Raw genomic sequence first — 17,237 nt, 5'->3', positions numbered from 1 at the left:
CGCTGGCCACGGGGGTCGCTATGACTCACGGACCCGCAGGTCAAGTGATCCACTCCCAGCCAGAGTGAGAGCCAGGATGTCCGCCCTGTCCATTTCACGGAGTCCTGAAGGCCGGGGCCTCCTGGGAGAAATCAGGTGAACGCGAATTCATGCAGTACGAACGGCCACGGCCGACAACGAAGCCACCTCGTCAAACTTATGCGTCACTTTGGCGGGACTGACCGGCTCACACCTTGGGCTCCTGCCTCATCCGGCTCTGAGGACCCAAGTCCCCTTCTGACCGCTCGCGCCACGCTCGTCTTCCTGACGGCCGGGTTCGTGGGGGCGATCGCAGGGTCCTCACGCATTACAGCACCGGCAACGGTGCCGGCGCCTTGCTCGCCGGCCTGACTGGCATGGCGGTCAGCGCGCCAGTGCTGCACAAGCGCATCGGGCGCTGAGAAGTGGTGAGGCGCCCCCGGCCGCGCCGCCTCGCAGGACAGTGAGCAGCGCGTGGGGCCCGGGACATTCCGACGGCAAAATCGTGTGCCTCGGCGGGCAGGACCGCATTATGGTCACCCGCATGAACGTCACCGGCCCAAGCAACACCGCGACCGCGCGAGCACCCAGCTCGCCGGTTGCCGCCGCCTGACGTTCTCCTCCCCCGGCGACCGGAAACGGTCCGTCGGTAGTGCCGCGGCGCCCCTGTCCTCGGCCGGACGACTGAACGGTCCCGTTCTCCGGTGCCTCCCCCGCTGTGACGCGAAGGAGTCACCCCCGTGAATACAGAACAGCTGGTCAGGACGTTCGTCGAGTACTTCGAAGACCGCGACCATCGCCGGATCGTCGGCTCGACGCTGCTGCCACCACCCGGCGACCCCGTTCTCTTCACCACCTCTGGCATGCACCCGCTCACTCCATACCTGGAGGGCCGCCCCCATCCGCTCGGCAGGCGCCTCGTCAATGTGCAGCGCTGTCTGCGCACCACGGACCTGGAGGAGATCGGCGACGCCACTCACCTGACGGTATTCGAGATGCTCGGCACCTGGTCGCTGGGCGACTACGAAGGCCCGCTCAGTCTCGACTGGGGATACGGGCTGCTTACCGAGGGACTGGGTATCGATCCTGGCCTGCTGCATGCCACCGCCTATGCCGGCGACAGTCAGACCGGGCCGGACACCGCTTCCCTTCAGTTGTGGCAGGACCGCGGCGTCCCCGTTGAACTCACCGTAGAGGACAACTGGTGGTCCAACGGCCCTGTCGGACCGTGCGGTCCCGACTCGGAGATCTTCCTGTGGAGCGGTGACTGCCCACCCCAGTCGACACCCACATGCGACGACCGCTGGGTGGAGGTGTGGAACCACGTGATGATGAGCCACCGCCGGCTCGACGACGGTTCCCTCGTGCCTCTTCCCCAGCGCAACGTCGACACCGGACTCGGCCTGGAACGGCTGGCCTCACTGCTCCAGGGCAAGTCGTCCGTGTTCGAGTGCGACGTCTTCGCCCCCTGGCGGCGCCTCTTGCCGTCCCTGTGGCCCCTGGAGGAACCGTCGCTGCGTCTGGTCTGCGACCACCTGCGCTCAGCCGTCGTGGTGCTCGGCGACGGCGTGCGCCCGGCCAACACCGGACGGGGCTACGTGCTGCGACGCCTGCTGCGACGGGTGCTCACCGTGCTGTGGCGGGACGATCCCTCGCGTGGTGTCGAGGACCTGCCGGACGAACTGGTCCAGCACACCCTGGACCACTTCCGGCAGGACATGCGCCCAGGCGACGTACTTCGGATGTTGCTTGAGGAGGAGCGCCGGTTCCGTCGGCTCCTGGAGCGCGGCCGGCAGGTGCTCGCCCGACCCCGGTTCCGAGGCCCGCTGACCGAGGAGGACTTCCACTACCTCCACGACACCCATGGTCTGCCACGCGACCTGGTCACGAGCCTGCGGCAAGACTGAAGGCGCAGATGCAAGCGGGCTCGGCAAGCCAGGCAGCCATGCTGCTCGGGTCTGTGGGCGGTGACGCGCTTCGCGAGCCGAGCACTCCACACGGCGAATGGTGCCGACGGCAGTGGTCCAGGTCCCCCGACGGCACGAGGGTTCGGGGCAACGCCAGATCCGCTTGCGCCACCGCACCCGCACCCGCGTGCCGAAGTGCGGGACGTCATGCAGGGCGTGGTCGTGGCGGCCGTGGCCGACCGCGATCACCCCGCAGTCCGGACAGCCGATCAGATCGGCATCGGACTCGACGTCCAGCACCACCAGATCCCCTTCACCGCCAACGTCGGGATCGCCGGTGACGTCGAGGACGTGGACGCCCTCCACGCCGAACAGCTGATTGGCCCGAGCCCACCAGACGCGTCGGCACCACACGTACAGCGACGCACGCGAGGCCTGCTTGATTCACTTGCTTGATCGCTGCCGATCTTGGAGGGCCTCGCTCCGTCTCTCCCTCGCGCCACGCCGTGGACCCGGACACCGCAAGGCGCCTCACCCAAGCTCATTCACGAGAGCCAAAGAGTTCGGACGGCGATGTCGAGAACCCGTGACTGGCTCCGTCCCCGCTATGAACGCGACCAGAATGGGTCGCACCAGCACCGAGGAGAAACACCATGGCCAAGTACTTGCTGCTCAAGCACTACCGCGGCGCCCCGGCTGCGGTCAACGACGCGCCCATGGACCAGTGGACGCCGGAGGAGATCTCGGCCCACATGCAGTACATGCACGACTTCGCGGCTCGGCTCGAGGGGACCGGCGAGTTCGTCGACGGTCAGGCGCTCGCCCCCGAGGGGACGTTCGTCCGGTACGACGGCGAGGGTCGCCCCCCGGTCACCGACGGGCCATTCGCCGAGACCAAGGACCTCATCGCCGGCTGGATGGTGATCGACGTCGACAGCTACGAGCGCGCCATCGAGCTGGCCGGGGAACTGTCGGCCGCCCCCGGGGCAGGCGGGAAGCCGATCCACGAGTGGCTCGAGGTGCGCCCGTTCCTGGCCGCGCCGCCCACCATCACGGAGTGACCTCTCAGATGAACGAGGCCCTGCTCCGGAGCCTCACACCGAGCGTGCTCGGAATCCTCGTCCGCCGCGGAGCCGACTTCGCGGCGGCCGAGGACGCCGTGCAGGACGCGCTGGTCGAGGCGGTCCGCGTCTGGCCGGCCGACCCGCCGCGGGACCCGAAGGGCTGGCTGGTCGCCGTGGCCTGGCGCCGGTTCCTCGACGCGACCCGGGCGGACGCCGCCCGCCGCCGGCGTGAGGACATCGTTGACGAGGAGCCGGCGCCCGGGCACGCGCCCTCAGTGGACGACACGCTCCACCTCTACTTCCTGTGCTCCCACCCGTCGCTCACGCCGTCGTCCGCGGTCGCGCTCACGCTGCGCGCCGTCGGCGGGCTGACCACCCGCCAGATCGCCCAGGCCTACCTGGTGCCCGAGGCGACCATGGCGCAGCGCATCAGCCGGGCCAAGCGCACCGTCTCCGGCGTGCGGCTCGACCAGGCCGGCGACGTCGCCACCGTGCTGCGTGTCCTCTACTTGGTCTTCAACGAGGGCTACTCCGGCGACGTCGACCTCGCCGCCGAGGCCATCCGGCTCACCCGAAAGCTCGCGGCCGCCATCGACCACCCCGAGGTGGCGGGGCTGCTGGCCCTCATGCTGCTCCACCACGCTCGGCGCGCCGCCCGGACCTCGCCCGACGGCAGCCTGGTGCCGCTCGCCGATCAGGACCGCGGCCGCTGGGATACTGAGTCGATCGGCGAGGGCGTCGAGATCTTGCAGGCGGCCCTCGCCCGCGACCGCCTGGGCGAGTTCCAGGCCCAGGCCGCCATCGCGGCACTCCACGCTGACGCGCCCACCGCCACGGAGACTGACTGGGTGCAGATCGTCGAGTGGTACGACGAGCTCGCGCGCCTGACCGACAGCCCGGTCGTCCGGCTCAACCGCGCGGTGGCCGTCGGCGAGGCCGACGGACCGCGTGCCGGCCTGGCGGCGCTCGTGGCACTGGACGACTCGCTGCCCCGCCATGCCGCGGTGGCGGCGTACCTCCACGAGCGCGACGGCGACCTGGCGACGGCGGCACGGCTGTATGCCGAGGCGGCCCAGAAGGCACCCAACCTCGCCGAGCGTGACCACCTGACGCGCCAGGCCGCCCGGCTCAACGCCCGCCGGTGTCGCTGACGGGTCGCGCTCGCATTTCCCGCGGCACTGGCGCAGCCCCGTGGTCAGAGCGGTCGCCTCACAGTGAGTAGGCCGGTCGGGACCAGCTGCACGACCTGTTGTCGGCGGGGAAGCTCAGCATCGGCACCGCGTCCCACTCATCCAGCAGGGCCGCAGGGGAAGTGGACTACACACGAAGCCAGTAGGTGTACCGGGCATACCCGGCACAACCAATGCGCCGGAGGCACGCCGTATTCGCTGTCATCGGTTGGCTTGCTGCAGCGCTGTGATGCGGTGGTGGCCTGCCTGCGGCAGGCTGGTGGACGCCATGAGCCGACGCCTAGGAACAGGGTGGCTGTCGTGTCTGAGAGAGCGACTGACCGTAAGCCGCGGAGCAGGGATGTCACTGACGGCTATGAGCGTGCGGGTGCGCGAGCGATGCTGCGTGCCGTGGGGATGACCGATGCGGACTTCGACAAGCCGCAGATCGGGATCGCCTCGTCCTGGAACGAGATCACGCCGTGCAACCTGTCGCTGGATCGCCTGGCCCGGGCCAGCAAGGACGGCGTGCGCGAGGCGGACGGCTTCCCGATGGAGTTCGGCACAATCTCGGTCTCCGACGGCATCTCGATGGGGCACGAAGGGATGCGTGCCTCGCTGGTCAGCCGGGAGGTCATCGCGGACTCGGTGGAGACGGTGATGTTCGCCGAGCGGCTGGACGGCATGGTGCTGCTGGCGGGATGTGACAAGTCGCTGCCGGGGATGCTCATGGCCGCCGCCCGCCTGGATGTGGCAGCCGTCTTTGTCTACGCGGGCTCGACCCTACCCGGCCGCCTGCATGGACGGGACCTGACGATCATCGACGCCTTCGAAGGGGTCGGGGCGTGTGCTCTGGGCAGGATCAGCCGAGAGGAACTCGATGCGATCGAGCGGCACGCCTGCCCGGGGGAGGGCGCCTGCGGTGGGATGTACACCGCCAACACCATGGCCAGCGCCGCCGAGGCCTTGGGCATGTCACTGCCCGCAAGCGCCTCCCCGCCCGCCCCTGACCCGCGCCGCGATGAGCTGGCGCGCCAATCCGGTCAGGCCGCTGTGAAGCTGGTCGACGCCGGAGTCACCACGCGGCAGATCATGACCCGCGCGGCGTTCGAGAATGCGATCGCCGTGGTCATGGCGCTGGGCGGCTCGACCAACGCCGTCCTGCACCTGCTCGCGATCGCCCACGAGGCCGGTGTCGACCTGGCTCTCGACGACTTCAACAGGATCGCCGACCGCACCCCGCACCTGGCCGACGTGAAACCCTTCGGTCGGTACGTGATGACCGACCTGGACCGCATCGGCGGCGTGCCCGTGGTGATGAAGGCCCTGCTCGACGCCGATCTGCTGCACGGGGACTGCCTGACCGTTACCGGCATGACGGTTGCGGACAACCTCACGGCTGTTGCTCCACCCGAACCCGACGGGAAGGTCATTCACCCGCTGAGCAGTCCGCTGCACCCGACCGGCGGGCTGACGATCCTCCACGGCTCCCTCGCCCCCGAAGGCTCGGTCGTCAAGAGCGCCGGCTTCGACTCTCAGGTCTTCGAAGGCACCGCTCGTGTCTTCGACGGCGAGCAAGAGGCCATGGACGCTCTCACCGCCGGCAACTTGCACCCCGGCGACGTCGCCGTCATCCGCTACGAAGGCCCCAAAGGCGGTCCCGGAATGCGGGAGATGCTGGCCGTCACTGGTGCGATCAAAGGCGCGGGTCTGGGCAAGGACGTGCTCCTGCTCACTGACGGGCGCTTCTCCGGCGGCTCCACCGGCTTGTGTGTCGGTCACGTCGCCCCCGAAGCAGCCGCCGCAGGCCCCATCGCTCTGGTCGCCGACGGCGACCGGGTCCGCCTCGACATGCCCTCCCGCCGCCTCGACCTCCTCGTCGACGACAAAGAACTGGCGCGGCGCCGCGGCCACTGGAAACCCCGTACCCCGCGCTACACCACCGGCGTCCTTGGCAAATACGCCAAACTCGTCGGATCCCCCGCCTACGGCGCCATCTGCGGCTGAGTCTCATGCACTCCTGAGTGGCGCTCTTTCCTCGCGACGGCGCCCGAGCCATGCGCAGGGCGGGGGCCACGTCGGGGCCATCGCGGTCTCGTCCAGTCCGCCGAGGTTCAGTCACTCGGAGTTGCTGTGCCTGGAAGTGATGCAGGCGATGCCCGGCTCCGACTGCGAGGCGCCCCATGCGTTCCGGAGTGCGCCGGCCGCCGGCTACTGGGGGTTGGCGCTCGGAGGCATGGGAGGACACCGTCGCTGCACGGCGACGGGGGCCAAGTCATAGCTGCCGGCATCGAAGGGAGGGTCGGCTTGGCGGCGATCAGGATGGCGGGCGAGATGTCGATGCCGTAGAAGTGGCCGGTGTCGAGGTGGTCGATGAAGCGCCAGCCGCCGCGCAGGTTGCCGCAGCCCTCGTCCCCGCCCGGCGGAACCGTCCCCGCCGCTACAAGGTCGCTCAGCGGCCCGGGGGCGCACCACCCGCAGCGACAGGCAGGTCGAGCCGACCGGGACCGGCGGCAGCACCGCATGCATGCGGGTTTCGTCCCGGAGCCCGGCGTCCACCCAGGCGCAGTTCGCCCGCCGGCGGCAGCCCGAGTGCCGAGTCGGTCCCGGGCCACCAGGGGCGGTCAGTTGGGGCACTGTCGCCGCCGAGCGGAGCGAGCACCTGCCGCGCTCACCGGCCAGGCCCAATCCCCGTGCGCGCCCACCTGAGTGATTCCGGTCCGGCAGTCCAGCCCCGGCCAACGCGGCGTACGAAGTCCGGTCAACCTGCACGGTACGTTCCCGAAGGGCTGACCATGGCTCTTGCGCCATCCGCTGCAGCAACAAGGAGCTGATCATTCATGGCCGTGTGCGAGGTATGCCACAACGACTACGAGTTGGCGTTCGAGGTGCGTGCGGCGGGAGCGGTTCACATCTTCGACAGCATCGAATGCGCCGCCCAGAAGCTGGCACCGAACTGCGACAACTGCCAGTGCCGCATCCTTGGCCACGGCCTTCAGGCGAACGGGCAGTTCTTCTGCTGCGCACACTGCGCTCGCCAGCGCGGCGTCGCGCAACTCGTGGATCACGCCTAGCTCGGGGCTCGTCAGCCGCTGGGCTTGGGGATGATGACGATCGGGGCCGGACTTTCGCCCGGGCACAAAGGCCCTTGCCTCCGGTGTGGCCGCGAGCTGTCGACAGGAGCCTTTCCGCTCACCAGCCTCATCGATCTCCGAAACGGCTTCTGGTATGTGGGCATTCGTGGGCACAGACGTGACGTGCCAAGAAGCCCCGGCCAGCCGACAGTGGGATGGGAGGCCGGGGCAGTCTCCGGCACGCGCTACGCCTGGGCGCGATCGAGGAGCGCGCCGCGCGCCCCTCGCGGGCTGTCGGCGCCTCGGTGGTCGGCGGGATGTCGGCGGCCGGCCTACCGGCCCTTGTCGACGTCCACGGGCAGCTCGGTATGGCCCTCGCTCCAGTGGTTCACCCAGCCGCACAATGGGCACGCATAGCGACCATCGAGGCCATACACCTCGGTCCCGCACTGCACGCAGTCGGTACGTGTGATCTCGGCGGCCGGAGCGGCATGTGCCGTCGGGTCAGGTTCGGGGTGCCGGGTCATGCTCGGACTCTACCCGCGCGGGCTCGGGGCTCACCCCGGACTGCCAACCGCAGTTCCCGCACAGCCACCCTCCGTGCGGGCCCTGTGACGTCGATGCACCGCATCGTGGACAGCCCATTGTGGTCTCCCATCGTGGTGTCTTCGTCACGGAAGCCCGGCAGCTGGTGTCAGCGACACCGCGGGCACTTGCAGGACGGGTACATCATCGCCCGGGCGGGATGGCCGCTCTCTCGAGAAGCTCCACCGCGTCGCCCCCCGCTTCCCCCACTCCCCACGCGCGACGCTGCGCCCCGCCATCAGCTCTCGCAGAGCCCTCGCGCCGGATGTGCTGCTCGACTGCCGTTCCGTCGCGCCCCAACCAGCGCCACCCATAGGGACCCTTCCACGTTCACGGGACAGACGGACGGGACACCTCGGAGCTATTGTCCGAGAAAGCCGAAACGTCCTCGAGGGACACGTTGAACACAGTGCTCCGCGACGCTACAGCCAACGCGAATATGACCGCCGGACGCCTCGCCCGTGCAGTCGGTGTCACGGTGAAGGCGGCCGAGCGGTGGTTATCCGATCCGTCTCGGGTTCCGCATTTCCAAACCCGCGCAGAGGTCGAAGCCGTGCTGGGAGTGAGTACTGACGTGCATGTCACCGAAGGCCGTCCGCTCGACACCGGCTACTTGAACGGCACCCGGTTTTCGAAGATCGGGCCGAAAGTCGCCACGGAATCGAAGGCGCTTTCCCCAGCCACCGGCTTGTGGACGAGACTTCGATGCAGGTTGCGGCTCCGGGCTTGCTGAATCCGCAAAAGGTTTGGCGTGCGTCGTCCCGTCTTCCGCATGATCACTGTTGCTGCCCTTGAGTGGAGAAACACTTCAACCGCTCCCGGTTTGCTCGCCCGCAGCGGCTCCACGCACGATGCCTCAGCCTCAGGAGGACCCATGCAGCAGACATCCGCTGAACGCACCCACCGTCTGGTGTCATCGCCAGCCGGCCGAACTCACCTGGTGGAGCAGGGCAGCGGGCCTGTGGTCCTGCTCCTGCACGGTTTCCCGGAGTCCTGGTACGCGTGGCGTCACCAGCTGCCGGTGCTGGCTGCCGCCGGCTACCGCGCGGTGGCCATCGATGTCCGCGGCTACGGGCGCTCCTCCAAACCCGAGGAGATCGATGCCTACCGGATGCTCGAGCTCGTGGAGGACAACGTCGCCGTAGTGGATGCGCTGGGAGAAGAATCCGCGATCGTCATCGGGCATGACTGGGGCGCGACCATCGCAGCCACCTCCGCTCTGGTTCGGCCCGATGCGTTCCGCGCGGTTGGGCTCTTGAGCGTGCCCTACACCCCGCCCGGCGGACCCAAGCCCAGCGACATCTTCGCGCAGATGGGCGGCACGGAGGAGTTCTACGTCTCTTACTTCCAGCAGCCAGGTCGCGCCGAGGCGGAGATGGAGCCCGACGTCCGCGGCTGGCTCACGGGCTTCTATGCCGCCCTGTCCGCCGACACCATGCCCGCGCCCAGTGCCCCGGACCCGCACTTCGTCAACCGCGGCGGGGAGCTGCGCGACCGGTTCCCCACCGACCGTCTGCCGGTTTGGCTCAGCGATCACGATCTCGACGTCTACGCAGGAGAATTCGAACGCACCGGCATGACTGGAGCCCTGAACCGCTACCGGAACATGGACCGGGACTGGGAGGACCTGGCCGACTTCGACGGCACCCCCATCACTCAGCCGTCGCTGTTCATCGGCGGCGGTCTGGATGCCTCCACCACCTGGCTGGAGGGCGCGATCATGGCTCACCCCACCACTCTGCCCGGTCTCGCTGCCTCGCACATTCTCGACGGCTGTGGTCACTTCATCCAGCAGGAACGCCCCATGGAGACCAACCAGCTCCTGACCGACTGGCTCGCCTCGCTCGCCACCTGACGCACGGCCAGCCCGCAGAGACGGGCCCCCGACTCGGTTCCCTGCTCGGAGGCGGCTGACCGCCTGCCCCAGGGGACTCTCCCGGCGGCCACTCTCGCTGCCCACAGTGGCCGCATGGGCAGGCACGGGCATCCCCGGCTGAGGCGCTTCGTTGATCCCGTCGGCGACGGCGGTGTTCTGCTGGGCGGCGTACCGTCGGCCGAAGCAGCCGCCGGCGGTCGACGATGCCGGCAAGGACCCCGGCGGGGATGCCGAGCAGCAGCACGCGCAGCCCGCCGCCGTCTGCATCAGCGTGATCAGTCCAGCCGAGCCCGATGTGTCCGTGATCAGCCACTGTGCACAGTACGAGGGCGGTCGGCCGCCGGGCTTGAAGCCGGGCGGCCGACCGTGTCTGGTCCTCACCGTGCGGTGTGCTCCGGGTGGCCGCGGCGGGCCAGGACGAGTTCCCGCACGACGGACCTTCGGGCCCTGGGGTCCGGGGTGAGTCAGGCGGCGAGGCCGGCCTTGAGCGCGCCGGCGATCTGGACGACACGCTCGGCCTGGTGGCGGGCGGCGTCGAGGGTCTGGTCGCCGATGGGGTTGTTGCCCTGGGCGTCGACGTGCGAGGTGCCGTACGGGTTACCATCGACGAACTTGACCGGGTCGGTGTAGCCGGGAGAGGCGATCAGGCCGCCGAAGTGGTGGATCGAGTTGTACAGGGCGAGGAGGGTCGACTCCTGGCCGCCGTGGGTGGTGGCCGTGGTGACAAATCCGCTGTAGACCTTGTTCGCGAGCTTGCCCTGCGCCCACAGGCCGCCGAGGGTGTCGATGAACTGCTTCAGCTGCGAGGAGATGTTGCCGAAGCGGGTCGGGGTGCCGAAGATGACGGCGTCGGCCCACTCGACGTCTGCCGGGGTGGCGACGGGGATGCCGGCGCTGTCGGCGGCGTGGGCCGCCCACGCCTCGTTGGAGGCGATCGCGGCCTCGGGTGCGAGTTCGGCGGCCTTGAGCAGTCGGACCTCGGCGCCCGCCTTCTCGGCGGCGTCGGAGATCTCCTGGGCGATCTTGGCGCTGAAGCCGGTGGACGAGTAGTAGATGACAGCGAGCTTGACAGACGTAGCCATGGTGTGGATCTCCGGTTGATGTCTTGAGGTGTCATAGCGGCGCTTGCGCACCGCTGCCAGAGGCGTCGCGGGCGAACCCGCACCTGGTTGAGGCTTAAACTACATGAAGGCTCTGACCGTGTGCCACAGGCGTCGCGGCGAGTGGCTGAGCCTCTGGCGAAGCTGCCTGTTTCCAGCCGACGGGTCAGCGCAGAGCGCGTCGTGATTGGCGCCGGCCTCACCAACGCTCACCGCGAGGGACCCCCGACAAGCGAACAGTCCACTGGAGCGCCCTGAGACGTTCAGAGTGCGCGCGGCACACCCCGTCCGCGAGGCGCTTCCGCGAGGTGCAATGAGAGGGATGCCAGTGGGGCCAAGCCAGCTCGGCGGCGCCGACGAGGCCGACGTCGGGCCGGCCCCGGTGCGGAGGTGCCGACGTAACCGTGGCCCCGGCCGTCACCGTGGTCGACGGTCGTGGACTGCAGCCCGCCGGATCGTTCGTCCTGCGTGGCCTCCCTGCGCGCCCTGGGCGGCACTGACCCTGATGCCCGGACCTGACCCGCCTGGCCGACGAACCGCTCATGAAGAGCAAGGACTTCGCCCGCCTGCGGGAACCACCACATCAAGGGCGGGCGCCTGCGGCCGGAAGACCTTCCGCCACCCCGACGTCGACGGCCTCACGCTCGACTACCAGTCGATGCCGCCGGAAGACACCCCTGGTCACCGAGTGATCACTTACTGTGCCGAGTCTGGCAGCCCCGAGCACGACGCCCTCGTCCGGCTCGACATCGCCGCCCACGAGCACCCCACCGCGCAGACCGCCTCCCCACCACCACCACCACGATGACCGAAAACGAGCCAAGCCCTCACGTCCAGGGAAGGGTGCGCCAACCGGTCCAGGCGAAGCAGGCCGGCGCCGGGGAGCGCCAGGCTGTCCTGTCAGCGTAGGACCATTTGTCGGGTCGGAGCCCTGCGCGTTGGCCGGTGCACCACTCAATCAACCATGTCGAAGGCCACCAGGCAGGGGCCGTCAACGCGCCGAGGGCCCGCCTCCCCTCCAGGAAGCGGGCCCTCGGCGCGCCTGAGACGGCAGGCGTCAGCTGCAGGACCGGTAGTCGTAACCGGCCTTACGCCAAGAGCCATCACCGTCGACGAACTGGTAGTTGCCGTCCGCGTCGCGCTTCATGTCGAAGTTGCGGAGCAGGCCAAGGAATTTCCCGTTTGCCGTGTCGAAGTATTCGTGCGCCCGGCCGAAGGTCGCTTTACCAGCCGACCCATCGACGACCAGACCGGCCCCGTATTGGTTCTCGTATTCCTGCCAGGCCCTGGTCGCGTTGTAGGTTTCGGTGCCGAAGACCCCGTCGATGTCCGAAGTGGAGTCCAGGAAGCCGTCTGCCCACAGGATCTTCTGCCACATGCATGTGGCGTTCGACGATGCGTGCGTGCTCCTCGACACGATGCCTTCGTCGTCCCAGTCACCCTCGAACACGCCACCCCCGTAGACGTAGGCGCGGCCGCTGTAGGTTCCGCTCGCCGCGGCCGGGGTGGTGCTCACCACGAGGAGGGCGGCTGTCAGCGCCCCCACCGTGCACGCGCCCAGCTTGATGCGCATTCTGTGCCAACTCATGAAGACTCCCGCATTCAGGCCCCCCCTTGGAGCCAGTTCGCGCCATTAGACAGCCCCCGAGGCCGAATCAATACGGCAATTTCACGCCACAGATCGGGCACGTTCACGCCAACGTCACCGACTACGACGTGTGGGGGTTGGGTCAGGCGACGCGAGCGCGCGTTCTTGTCATGTTCATGCTCGGCGCTTCGGCGAGCAGTGGAGCGCATCCGTTCGCAGGTCGAATCCTGAAAGCCACCAGCCCCAGCAGCCCGGACACACAGCCTTCGCTCGTCTCCACCGCTCGCCGGGCATCACAGTCAGCCCGTACTCGACCGAGGTGGCCACCAGCGAATGTGACGCCTGCGCCTACGGCATCCCTCACCTGCGGAAAGCGGCCAGTGGTCAGCTCGGACGCCGCATCGCTGACCTCGACCGCGAGTGGTTCGAGCGTGACGTTCAGCCGTCGCAACGCCGCCTGCTCCCCCGGGCGCATCGCCCCGTAGGCGCCGAAGGAGTCCATCATCCGCCACCGCCCCATGGCGCCGGCGGGCGCGTCGACCTGCTCGACGGTTGCCGTGGGCCGCTCCTCGGCCTCAACTCGTGGCTCCGCAATAGCCCGTCGGGCCGTGAGCAGGAGTACCCTACAGATACCGAGGGCACTTCGCACACGAGCTTTCATGCTCGTGTCGCTCTCGGCGATTCACAACACTGGGCCCGTTCAAGGCAGGCCCGGGGCAGGGGTCGCGTCATGACCGCAGCGCCGCTCCCACTCATGTTGGCGCCGTTCGGCGCTGTTCCCCGTCTGATCGGCGTGGCCGCTCCCGCGACCTGAGGGCCGACTGCCCGCACTCATTGCGGTACTGGACCGCTGTAGCGCGATCACCCATGTCATGGTGAACCCAACGTTCTGCCGGTCATCCGCCGCAGGATGTCTGCTCCGTCCTTTCACCAGGGCCGCGGACGACGCTGCGTAGATAACGTCAACGCTCCACACCCCGACGCACGTTGCTTTGGCATAGATGCCAGAGGGCAGCGGACTCCGTCCGACCGCCCGATGCATCCCCGAGGGAAACCAGCTGGACCTCCGCCTGAACACAGGCTGCCGGCCCGGCCGTTCATTGCCTGCATAAGAGTACGACCGTATCCGGAGCAATGCATCAAGGGGCCGGGAGTCCGGCATGGTACGACGCTGCTCCGCCTGTCTGCTGAACCGAGGCGCCATGCCCATTCCCCAGCTGACCATCTACCGGCACGTCAGAAACAACCGAGCGTTGTTGACCCTGACCGGCGAGATCGACCTGGCGACGGTGCACGTGATGCGCGAGTCGCTAGCGCAATGCCTGCACGACGGCATCCGCACCATCGACGTCGACCTGACCACCGTCACCTTCTGCGACGTGACCGGCCTCAACGTCCTCCTACACGCATCAAGGGCAACCACCGTGGCCTGCGGCTCCCTGCGGCTGCACCACCCGCCCCCCATGCTGGCCCGCCTCCTCGCCCTCACTGGCACCGACACCCTGCTCCTCGCCCTCCCGGACGGCCGCACCGGGAGGCCGCCGGACGGGCCTCTGCACCGGATCGTTCCTGCCACGCCGGCTACTCCAGTGAGGGTGCTGTGAGCGGTCGGCCCTTGGCTGGGCAGCCGCCCCAGCCTGGTGGCCACGGGCCGTCGCCCATGGAGGCAGTACGTCTGCGCCGGCTGAACCGCTGGCAGGCCGAGGGACTCAAAGAGGATCTGGGCGACCTGTACGTCGAGTCCTCCGACACAGCCGCCGGTGAGGAGTACCGCAACCGCCAGGACTTCCTGCGCCGCCTGACGGATGACATCCGGAGGCCGGGGTTCGCCCTGTTGGTCGCGGAGACCACCACACTGGTCGGGTGTGCCTTCGGATTCCCCGTACACCGCGACGTTTCCTGGTGGCGAGGCTTCGAGGGAAGACTGCCGCAGAGCATCGAGCAGCTCACCGCATCCGGGCATGTCTTCGCCATCACCGAAATCGTCGTCCACCCGCACGAGCACGACCGCGACATCGCCCGTCGGCTGCAGGAACGATTGGTCGCCGACCACCATGCGTCGCTCGGCACCACCCTCGTGCCTGCGGCCAACCGTGCCGCCCATGCCGCCTTCCAGTCCTGGGGATGGCAGGAGATCGGAACGGTACACAGACCGCCCGGGCCCACAGCGTTACGGGCGCTGGTCCTTCCTCTGAGGAAGCGAACAGCGGCCAACCCGGACGGCCTAGCACACGATGCGAGAACTCAGCGGGCCGAATAGCCCGTATCCATCACCCCGCCTCCTCGAGCCCGGCTTCGCTCCGAAGCCGGGCTCGACCTCCCGACCGCCGTAACCCCAAGCCTTAACCTTGCGCTTTCATGAAGCAGGCTGTCCACCAGGTGACCAGATGGGCGTGAACCCGGAGCCCACCCGGCAGCGGCCGGACCATCCGTCCGCCCACACACACCAACGAGTCGAAAGCGGCCCCGGCGGCGAGCCGACGGACTCTATGAAAGATCGAGGCTAAGACCGACCGGCAATAGGCGGCCGCCGTGGGTTCGGGGGATGGGCTGGATACGGTGCGGGCACGGGTCCACGTGATCATGGAGTTCTCTATGCTCAGTGATCACGAAGGACGGCCGTGCCCGCGCTGCCATCTTGCCTGCTTGAACCTCTCTGGGACCAGTTCGCTGCTCTCCTGCCCGCCCGGGGAGAGTTCGTCGCGGACCATCCGCTGGGCTGTCACCGCCGCCGGATCGCCGACCGGAAGGTCTTCGAGCACATCGTGCTCGCGCTGGTCCACGGCTCCGGATACGAGCGCATCTCCACTCCCGGATGTTCTGACCGTACGACGACGACGTGTCAGAGAGTGGGCCGAACTGGGGATATCCGAGAAGGTGCACGCCCTCGCGCCTGAGGCGTACGACCGGATGATCGGCCTTGGGCTGAGCGAGATCTCCGTGGACGGTTGCATCACCAAGGCCCCGTCCGGCGGCGAGAAGGCCGGGCGCTCCCCGGTCGACCGGGGCAAACAGGGGCTGAAGCGCTCGGTCGCCTCCGACGCGTGCGGTGTCCCGTTCGGCATCGTCTCCGACGGTGCCAACCGCCATGACTCACCCCCTGCTCGGCCCCATCCTGGACGCGGCGAAACCCCAGGTCGGCGCGATGCCGACGACGGTCAACGTCAACCTCGACCGCGGCTACGACAGTGTCAAGTCCCGAGCATTGGCAGCAGAGTTGGGATTCACGGCCGAGATCGCACGCAAGGGCGTGCCGGCTCCGATCCAGGCCGGCAAGCGCTGGGTGTTCGAGCGCACGCACTCATGGATGAACGACTACGGCAAGCTGCGGCGCTGCACGGAGAAGACCGGCACCACCGTGGACTTCTACCTCTACCTCGCCGCTACCCTCGTCACGCCCCGCATGCTGATCCGCCGAGCAACGAGCCGCTACCGCTGGGACGGCCGACCCACCACCCGACGCCTCAAGTGATCCATTTGCCGGTCGGTCTAAGAGTGGAGTGCTCGGCGCAGCGCTTCGACGGCCAACGTGCGTGCGACCACTGTCGCCTTGGAGTCGCGGAGGGTGTCGAGCATGAGGAAGTCATGGACCATCCCCAGTACACGCACCGCGGTGACGTCCACTCCCGCCTCGCGCAGCTTGGATGCGTACGCCTCGCCTTCGTCACGCAGTACATCGGCCTCATCGGTGATGACCAGCGTGGTGGGAAGACCACGCAACTGCTCGATGTCAGCTCGCAGGGGCGAGGCGTAGATTTCGGCGCGCTGCTTGGGATCGGTGGTGTAGGCGTCCCAGAACCACTTCATCCCGTCGCGAGTGAGGTAGTAGCCGTCGGCGAACTGCTGGTATGAGGGGGTGTCGAAGTTGGCATCGGTGACGGGGTAGAGCAGCACCTGGGCCGCGAGGTGAACATCGCCGCGTTCCTTCGCCATCAGCGCGAAGACGGCCGACATGTTGCCGCCGACCGAGTCGCCGCAGACCGCGATCCGGGAGGCGTCGAGGTTCTGCTCCTCGCCGTTCTGGATGATCCACTTTCCGACTGCGTAGTTCTGCTCGATCTGGGTGGGGTACTTCGCTTCGGGGGCCAGGTCGTAGACCGGGAAGACCACCGCGGCGTCCGAGCCGACCGCGAGTTCACGCACCAGTCGGTCGTGGGTGTTCTCATCACCGAATACCCATCCGGCGCCGTGGATGTACAACACCACGGGGAGGGTTCCTGTCGCTCCCTCGGGGCGGATGATACGGGCGCGGACGTGACCGTACCCTCCTGCGTCTACGCTCACCCACTCCTCGCTCACGGCCGGCTTGGCCACGCCCTCCCCCGCCTGCAGATCATCGAGGATCTCGCGGCCGTTCTCCGGTGGGACTTCGTAAATGCGCGGGTGCTGCGAAGTGGCATCCGCCAGCTCCCTGGCCGCGGGTTCCAGGACTGGGGTCGAGAAGGACGGAGAAGTGGTCATGATACGCCTCCTGCCTTAGTACTGCAACCGCATGTGTGGGTCGTGGCCTCGGCGTTGGTAATGGCAGAGTCTGGCTCGGGCTTGGCTGCGGCGTCGGAAGTGTGACCAGCGGAGTCGGTGCTCGTTGGCATGGCAGCGGGGCGTGACGACGACGTGCCCGATCAGCCGGCGGATCTCCGGGACGCTGAGGGGTATGAGGTCTTGTCCGTCGTCTCCGCCGCCCCTTTTGCGGCTTCTGTGGCGCGGATGGCGGTGAGGTAGGCGAGGGCGGCCATGGCCAGGGTGATGTGCCGGTACCAGGCCCGGTAGAGCCGGACCTGGTAGTGGTCCAGCCCGCACTCGCCTTTCGCGGTCTGGAAGCACTCCTCCACCTGCCAGCGGGCACCGGCCGTCCT

Annotated in this window: 15 protein-coding genes and 4 pseudogenes; 11 read left to right on the top strand and 8 right to left on the bottom strand. The window is 68.3% G+C overall.

Annotated features, from left to right (window positions below; all coding sequences use genetic code 11):
- The first annotated feature begins 758 nt into the window (after window positions 1-758).
- The 5 genes from ABT078_RS40845 to ilvD all read left to right on the top strand — a co-directional run bounded on the left by ABT078_RS40845 (window position 759) and on the right by ilvD (window position 6,165).
- Window positions 759-1,925: an alanine--tRNA ligase-related protein gene (locus ABT078_RS40845; protein WP_351237244.1), complete on the top strand. Its 1,167-nt coding sequence runs from the start codon at window positions 759-761 to the stop codon at window positions 1,923-1,925.
- Between the two features lie 207 nt (window positions 1,926-2,132).
- Window positions 2,133-2,381, top strand: a complete 249-nt coding sequence (locus ABT078_RS40840) for a hypothetical protein (RefSeq protein ID WP_351237242.1) — start codon at window positions 2,133-2,135, stop codon at window positions 2,379-2,381.
- A 197-nt stretch (window positions 2,382-2,578) separates the two neighbouring features.
- Window positions 2,579-2,986, top strand: coding sequence for a YciI family protein (locus ABT078_RS40835; RefSeq protein ID WP_351237240.1), 408 nt, complete (start codon window positions 2,579-2,581; stop codon window positions 2,984-2,986).
- An 8-nt stretch (window positions 2,987-2,994) separates the two neighbouring features.
- The gene (locus tag ABT078_RS40830; protein WP_351237246.1) at window positions 2,995-4,140 is read left to right on the top strand and encodes an RNA polymerase sigma factor; all 1,146 of its coding nucleotides are present in this window, start codon (window positions 2,995-2,997) and stop codon (window positions 4,138-4,140) included.
- A gap of 276 nt (window positions 4,141-4,416) precedes the next feature.
- A complete protein-coding gene (gene ilvD / locus ABT078_RS40825) occupies window positions 4,417-6,165 on the top strand; it encodes a dihydroxy-acid dehydratase (protein WP_351237238.1) in 1,749 nt (582 codons plus the stop codon).
- 290 nt (window positions 6,166-6,455) lie between these two features.
- Here ilvD and ABT078_RS40820 read toward each other — a convergent pair.
- Window positions 6,456-6,572 (bottom strand): annotated as a pseudogene (locus tag ABT078_RS40820) (methyltransferase); the annotation flags it as partial.
- Window positions 6,570-6,720 (bottom strand): annotated as a pseudogene (locus ABT078_RS43020) (TadA family conjugal transfer-associated ATPase); the annotation flags it as partial. The pseudogenes ABT078_RS43020 and ABT078_RS40820, both read right to left, overlap by 3 nt.
- A gap of 278 nt (window positions 6,721-6,998) precedes the next feature.
- Here ABT078_RS43020 and ABT078_RS40815 point away from each other — a divergent pair.
- Window positions 6,999-7,232, top strand: coding sequence for a metallothionein (locus ABT078_RS40815; protein ID WP_351237236.1), 234 nt, complete (start codon window positions 6,999-7,001; stop codon window positions 7,230-7,232).
- Between the two features lie 332 nt (window positions 7,233-7,564).
- Here ABT078_RS40815 and ABT078_RS40810 read toward each other — a convergent pair whose 3' ends face one another.
- Window positions 7,565-7,759 carry a hypothetical protein gene (locus ABT078_RS40810; protein WP_351237234.1) on the bottom strand — a complete coding sequence of 65 codons (195 nt, stop codon included), beginning with the start codon at window positions 7,757-7,759 and terminating at the stop codon, window positions 7,565-7,567.
- A gap of 932 nt (window positions 7,760-8,691) precedes the next feature.
- On the opposite strand from ABT078_RS40810, the gene ABT078_RS40805 reads away from it, so the two are divergent.
- Window positions 8,692-9,672, top strand: coding sequence for an alpha/beta fold hydrolase (locus tag ABT078_RS40805; protein WP_351237232.1), 981 nt, complete (start codon window positions 8,692-8,694; stop codon window positions 9,670-9,672).
- A gap of 485 nt (window positions 9,673-10,157) precedes the next feature.
- Here the strand turns inward: ABT078_RS40805 and wrbA are convergent, their stop codons facing one another.
- Window positions 10,158-10,775 (bottom strand): NAD(P)H:quinone oxidoreductase, encoded by a 618-nt coding sequence (gene wrbA, locus ABT078_RS40800; protein WP_351237230.1) that lies wholly within the window; start codon window positions 10,773-10,775, stop codon window positions 10,158-10,160.
- A gap of 331 nt (window positions 10,776-11,106) precedes the next feature.
- Between wrbA and ABT078_RS40795 the strand changes: the two genes are divergently transcribed.
- A complete protein-coding gene (locus ABT078_RS40795; protein WP_351237228.1) occupies window positions 11,107-11,601 on the top strand; it encodes an MmyB family transcriptional regulator in 495 nt (164 codons plus the stop codon).
- A 249-nt stretch (window positions 11,602-11,850) separates the two neighbouring features.
- On the opposite strand, the gene ABT078_RS40790 is transcribed toward ABT078_RS40795, so the two are convergent.
- Together ABT078_RS40790 and ABT078_RS40785 are read right to left on the bottom strand one after the other, a co-directional pair.
- A complete protein-coding gene (locus tag ABT078_RS40790) occupies window positions 11,851-12,366 on the bottom strand; it encodes a peptidoglycan-binding domain-containing protein (RefSeq protein ID WP_351237226.1) in 516 nt (171 codons plus the stop codon).
- Between the two features lie 157 nt (window positions 12,367-12,523).
- Entirely contained in the window at window positions 12,524-12,886 is a 363-nt protein-coding gene (locus tag ABT078_RS40785; protein ID WP_351237224.1) for a hypothetical protein, read from the bottom strand.
- Between the two features lie 697 nt (window positions 12,887-13,583).
- On the opposite strand from ABT078_RS40785, the gene ABT078_RS40780 reads away from it, so the two are divergent.
- The 3 genes and pseudogenes from ABT078_RS40780 (at window position 13,584) to ABT078_RS40770 (ending at window position 15,853) form a co-directional block, all read left to right on the top strand.
- A complete protein-coding gene (locus ABT078_RS40780) occupies window positions 13,584-13,985 on the top strand; it encodes an STAS domain-containing protein (RefSeq protein ID WP_351237222.1) in 402 nt (133 codons plus the stop codon).
- Between the two features lie 56 nt (window positions 13,986-14,041).
- The gene (locus tag ABT078_RS40775; RefSeq protein WP_351237220.1) at window positions 14,042-14,641 is read left to right on the top strand and encodes a GNAT family N-acetyltransferase; all 600 of its coding nucleotides are present in this window, start codon (window positions 14,042-14,044) and stop codon (window positions 14,639-14,641) included.
- Window positions 14,642-15,002: 361 nt separating this feature from the next.
- Window positions 15,003-15,853 (top strand): annotated as a pseudogene (locus tag ABT078_RS40770) (IS5 family transposase).
- A 17-nt stretch (window positions 15,854-15,870) separates the two neighbouring features.
- Here ABT078_RS40770 and ABT078_RS40765 read toward each other — a convergent pair.
- Together ABT078_RS40765 and ABT078_RS40760 are read right to left on the bottom strand one after the other, a co-directional pair.
- On the bottom strand, window positions 15,871-16,842 hold the full coding sequence (locus ABT078_RS40765) for an alpha/beta hydrolase (protein ID WP_351237218.1): 972 nt from the start codon (window positions 16,840-16,842) through the stop codon (window positions 15,871-15,873).
- A 161-nt stretch (window positions 16,843-17,003) separates the two neighbouring features.
- Window positions 17,004-17,237, bottom strand: a pseudogene (locus ABT078_RS40760) (IS701 family transposase); the annotation flags it as partial.

This window comes from Streptomyces sp. NPDC002133, assembly GCF_040296405.1.
GTDB lineage: Bacteria > Actinomycetota > Actinomycetes > Streptomycetales > Streptomycetaceae > Streptomyces.
Note: the sequence above shows the minus strand (reverse complement) of the source record. Positions and strands in the feature narration are given on the sequence as shown.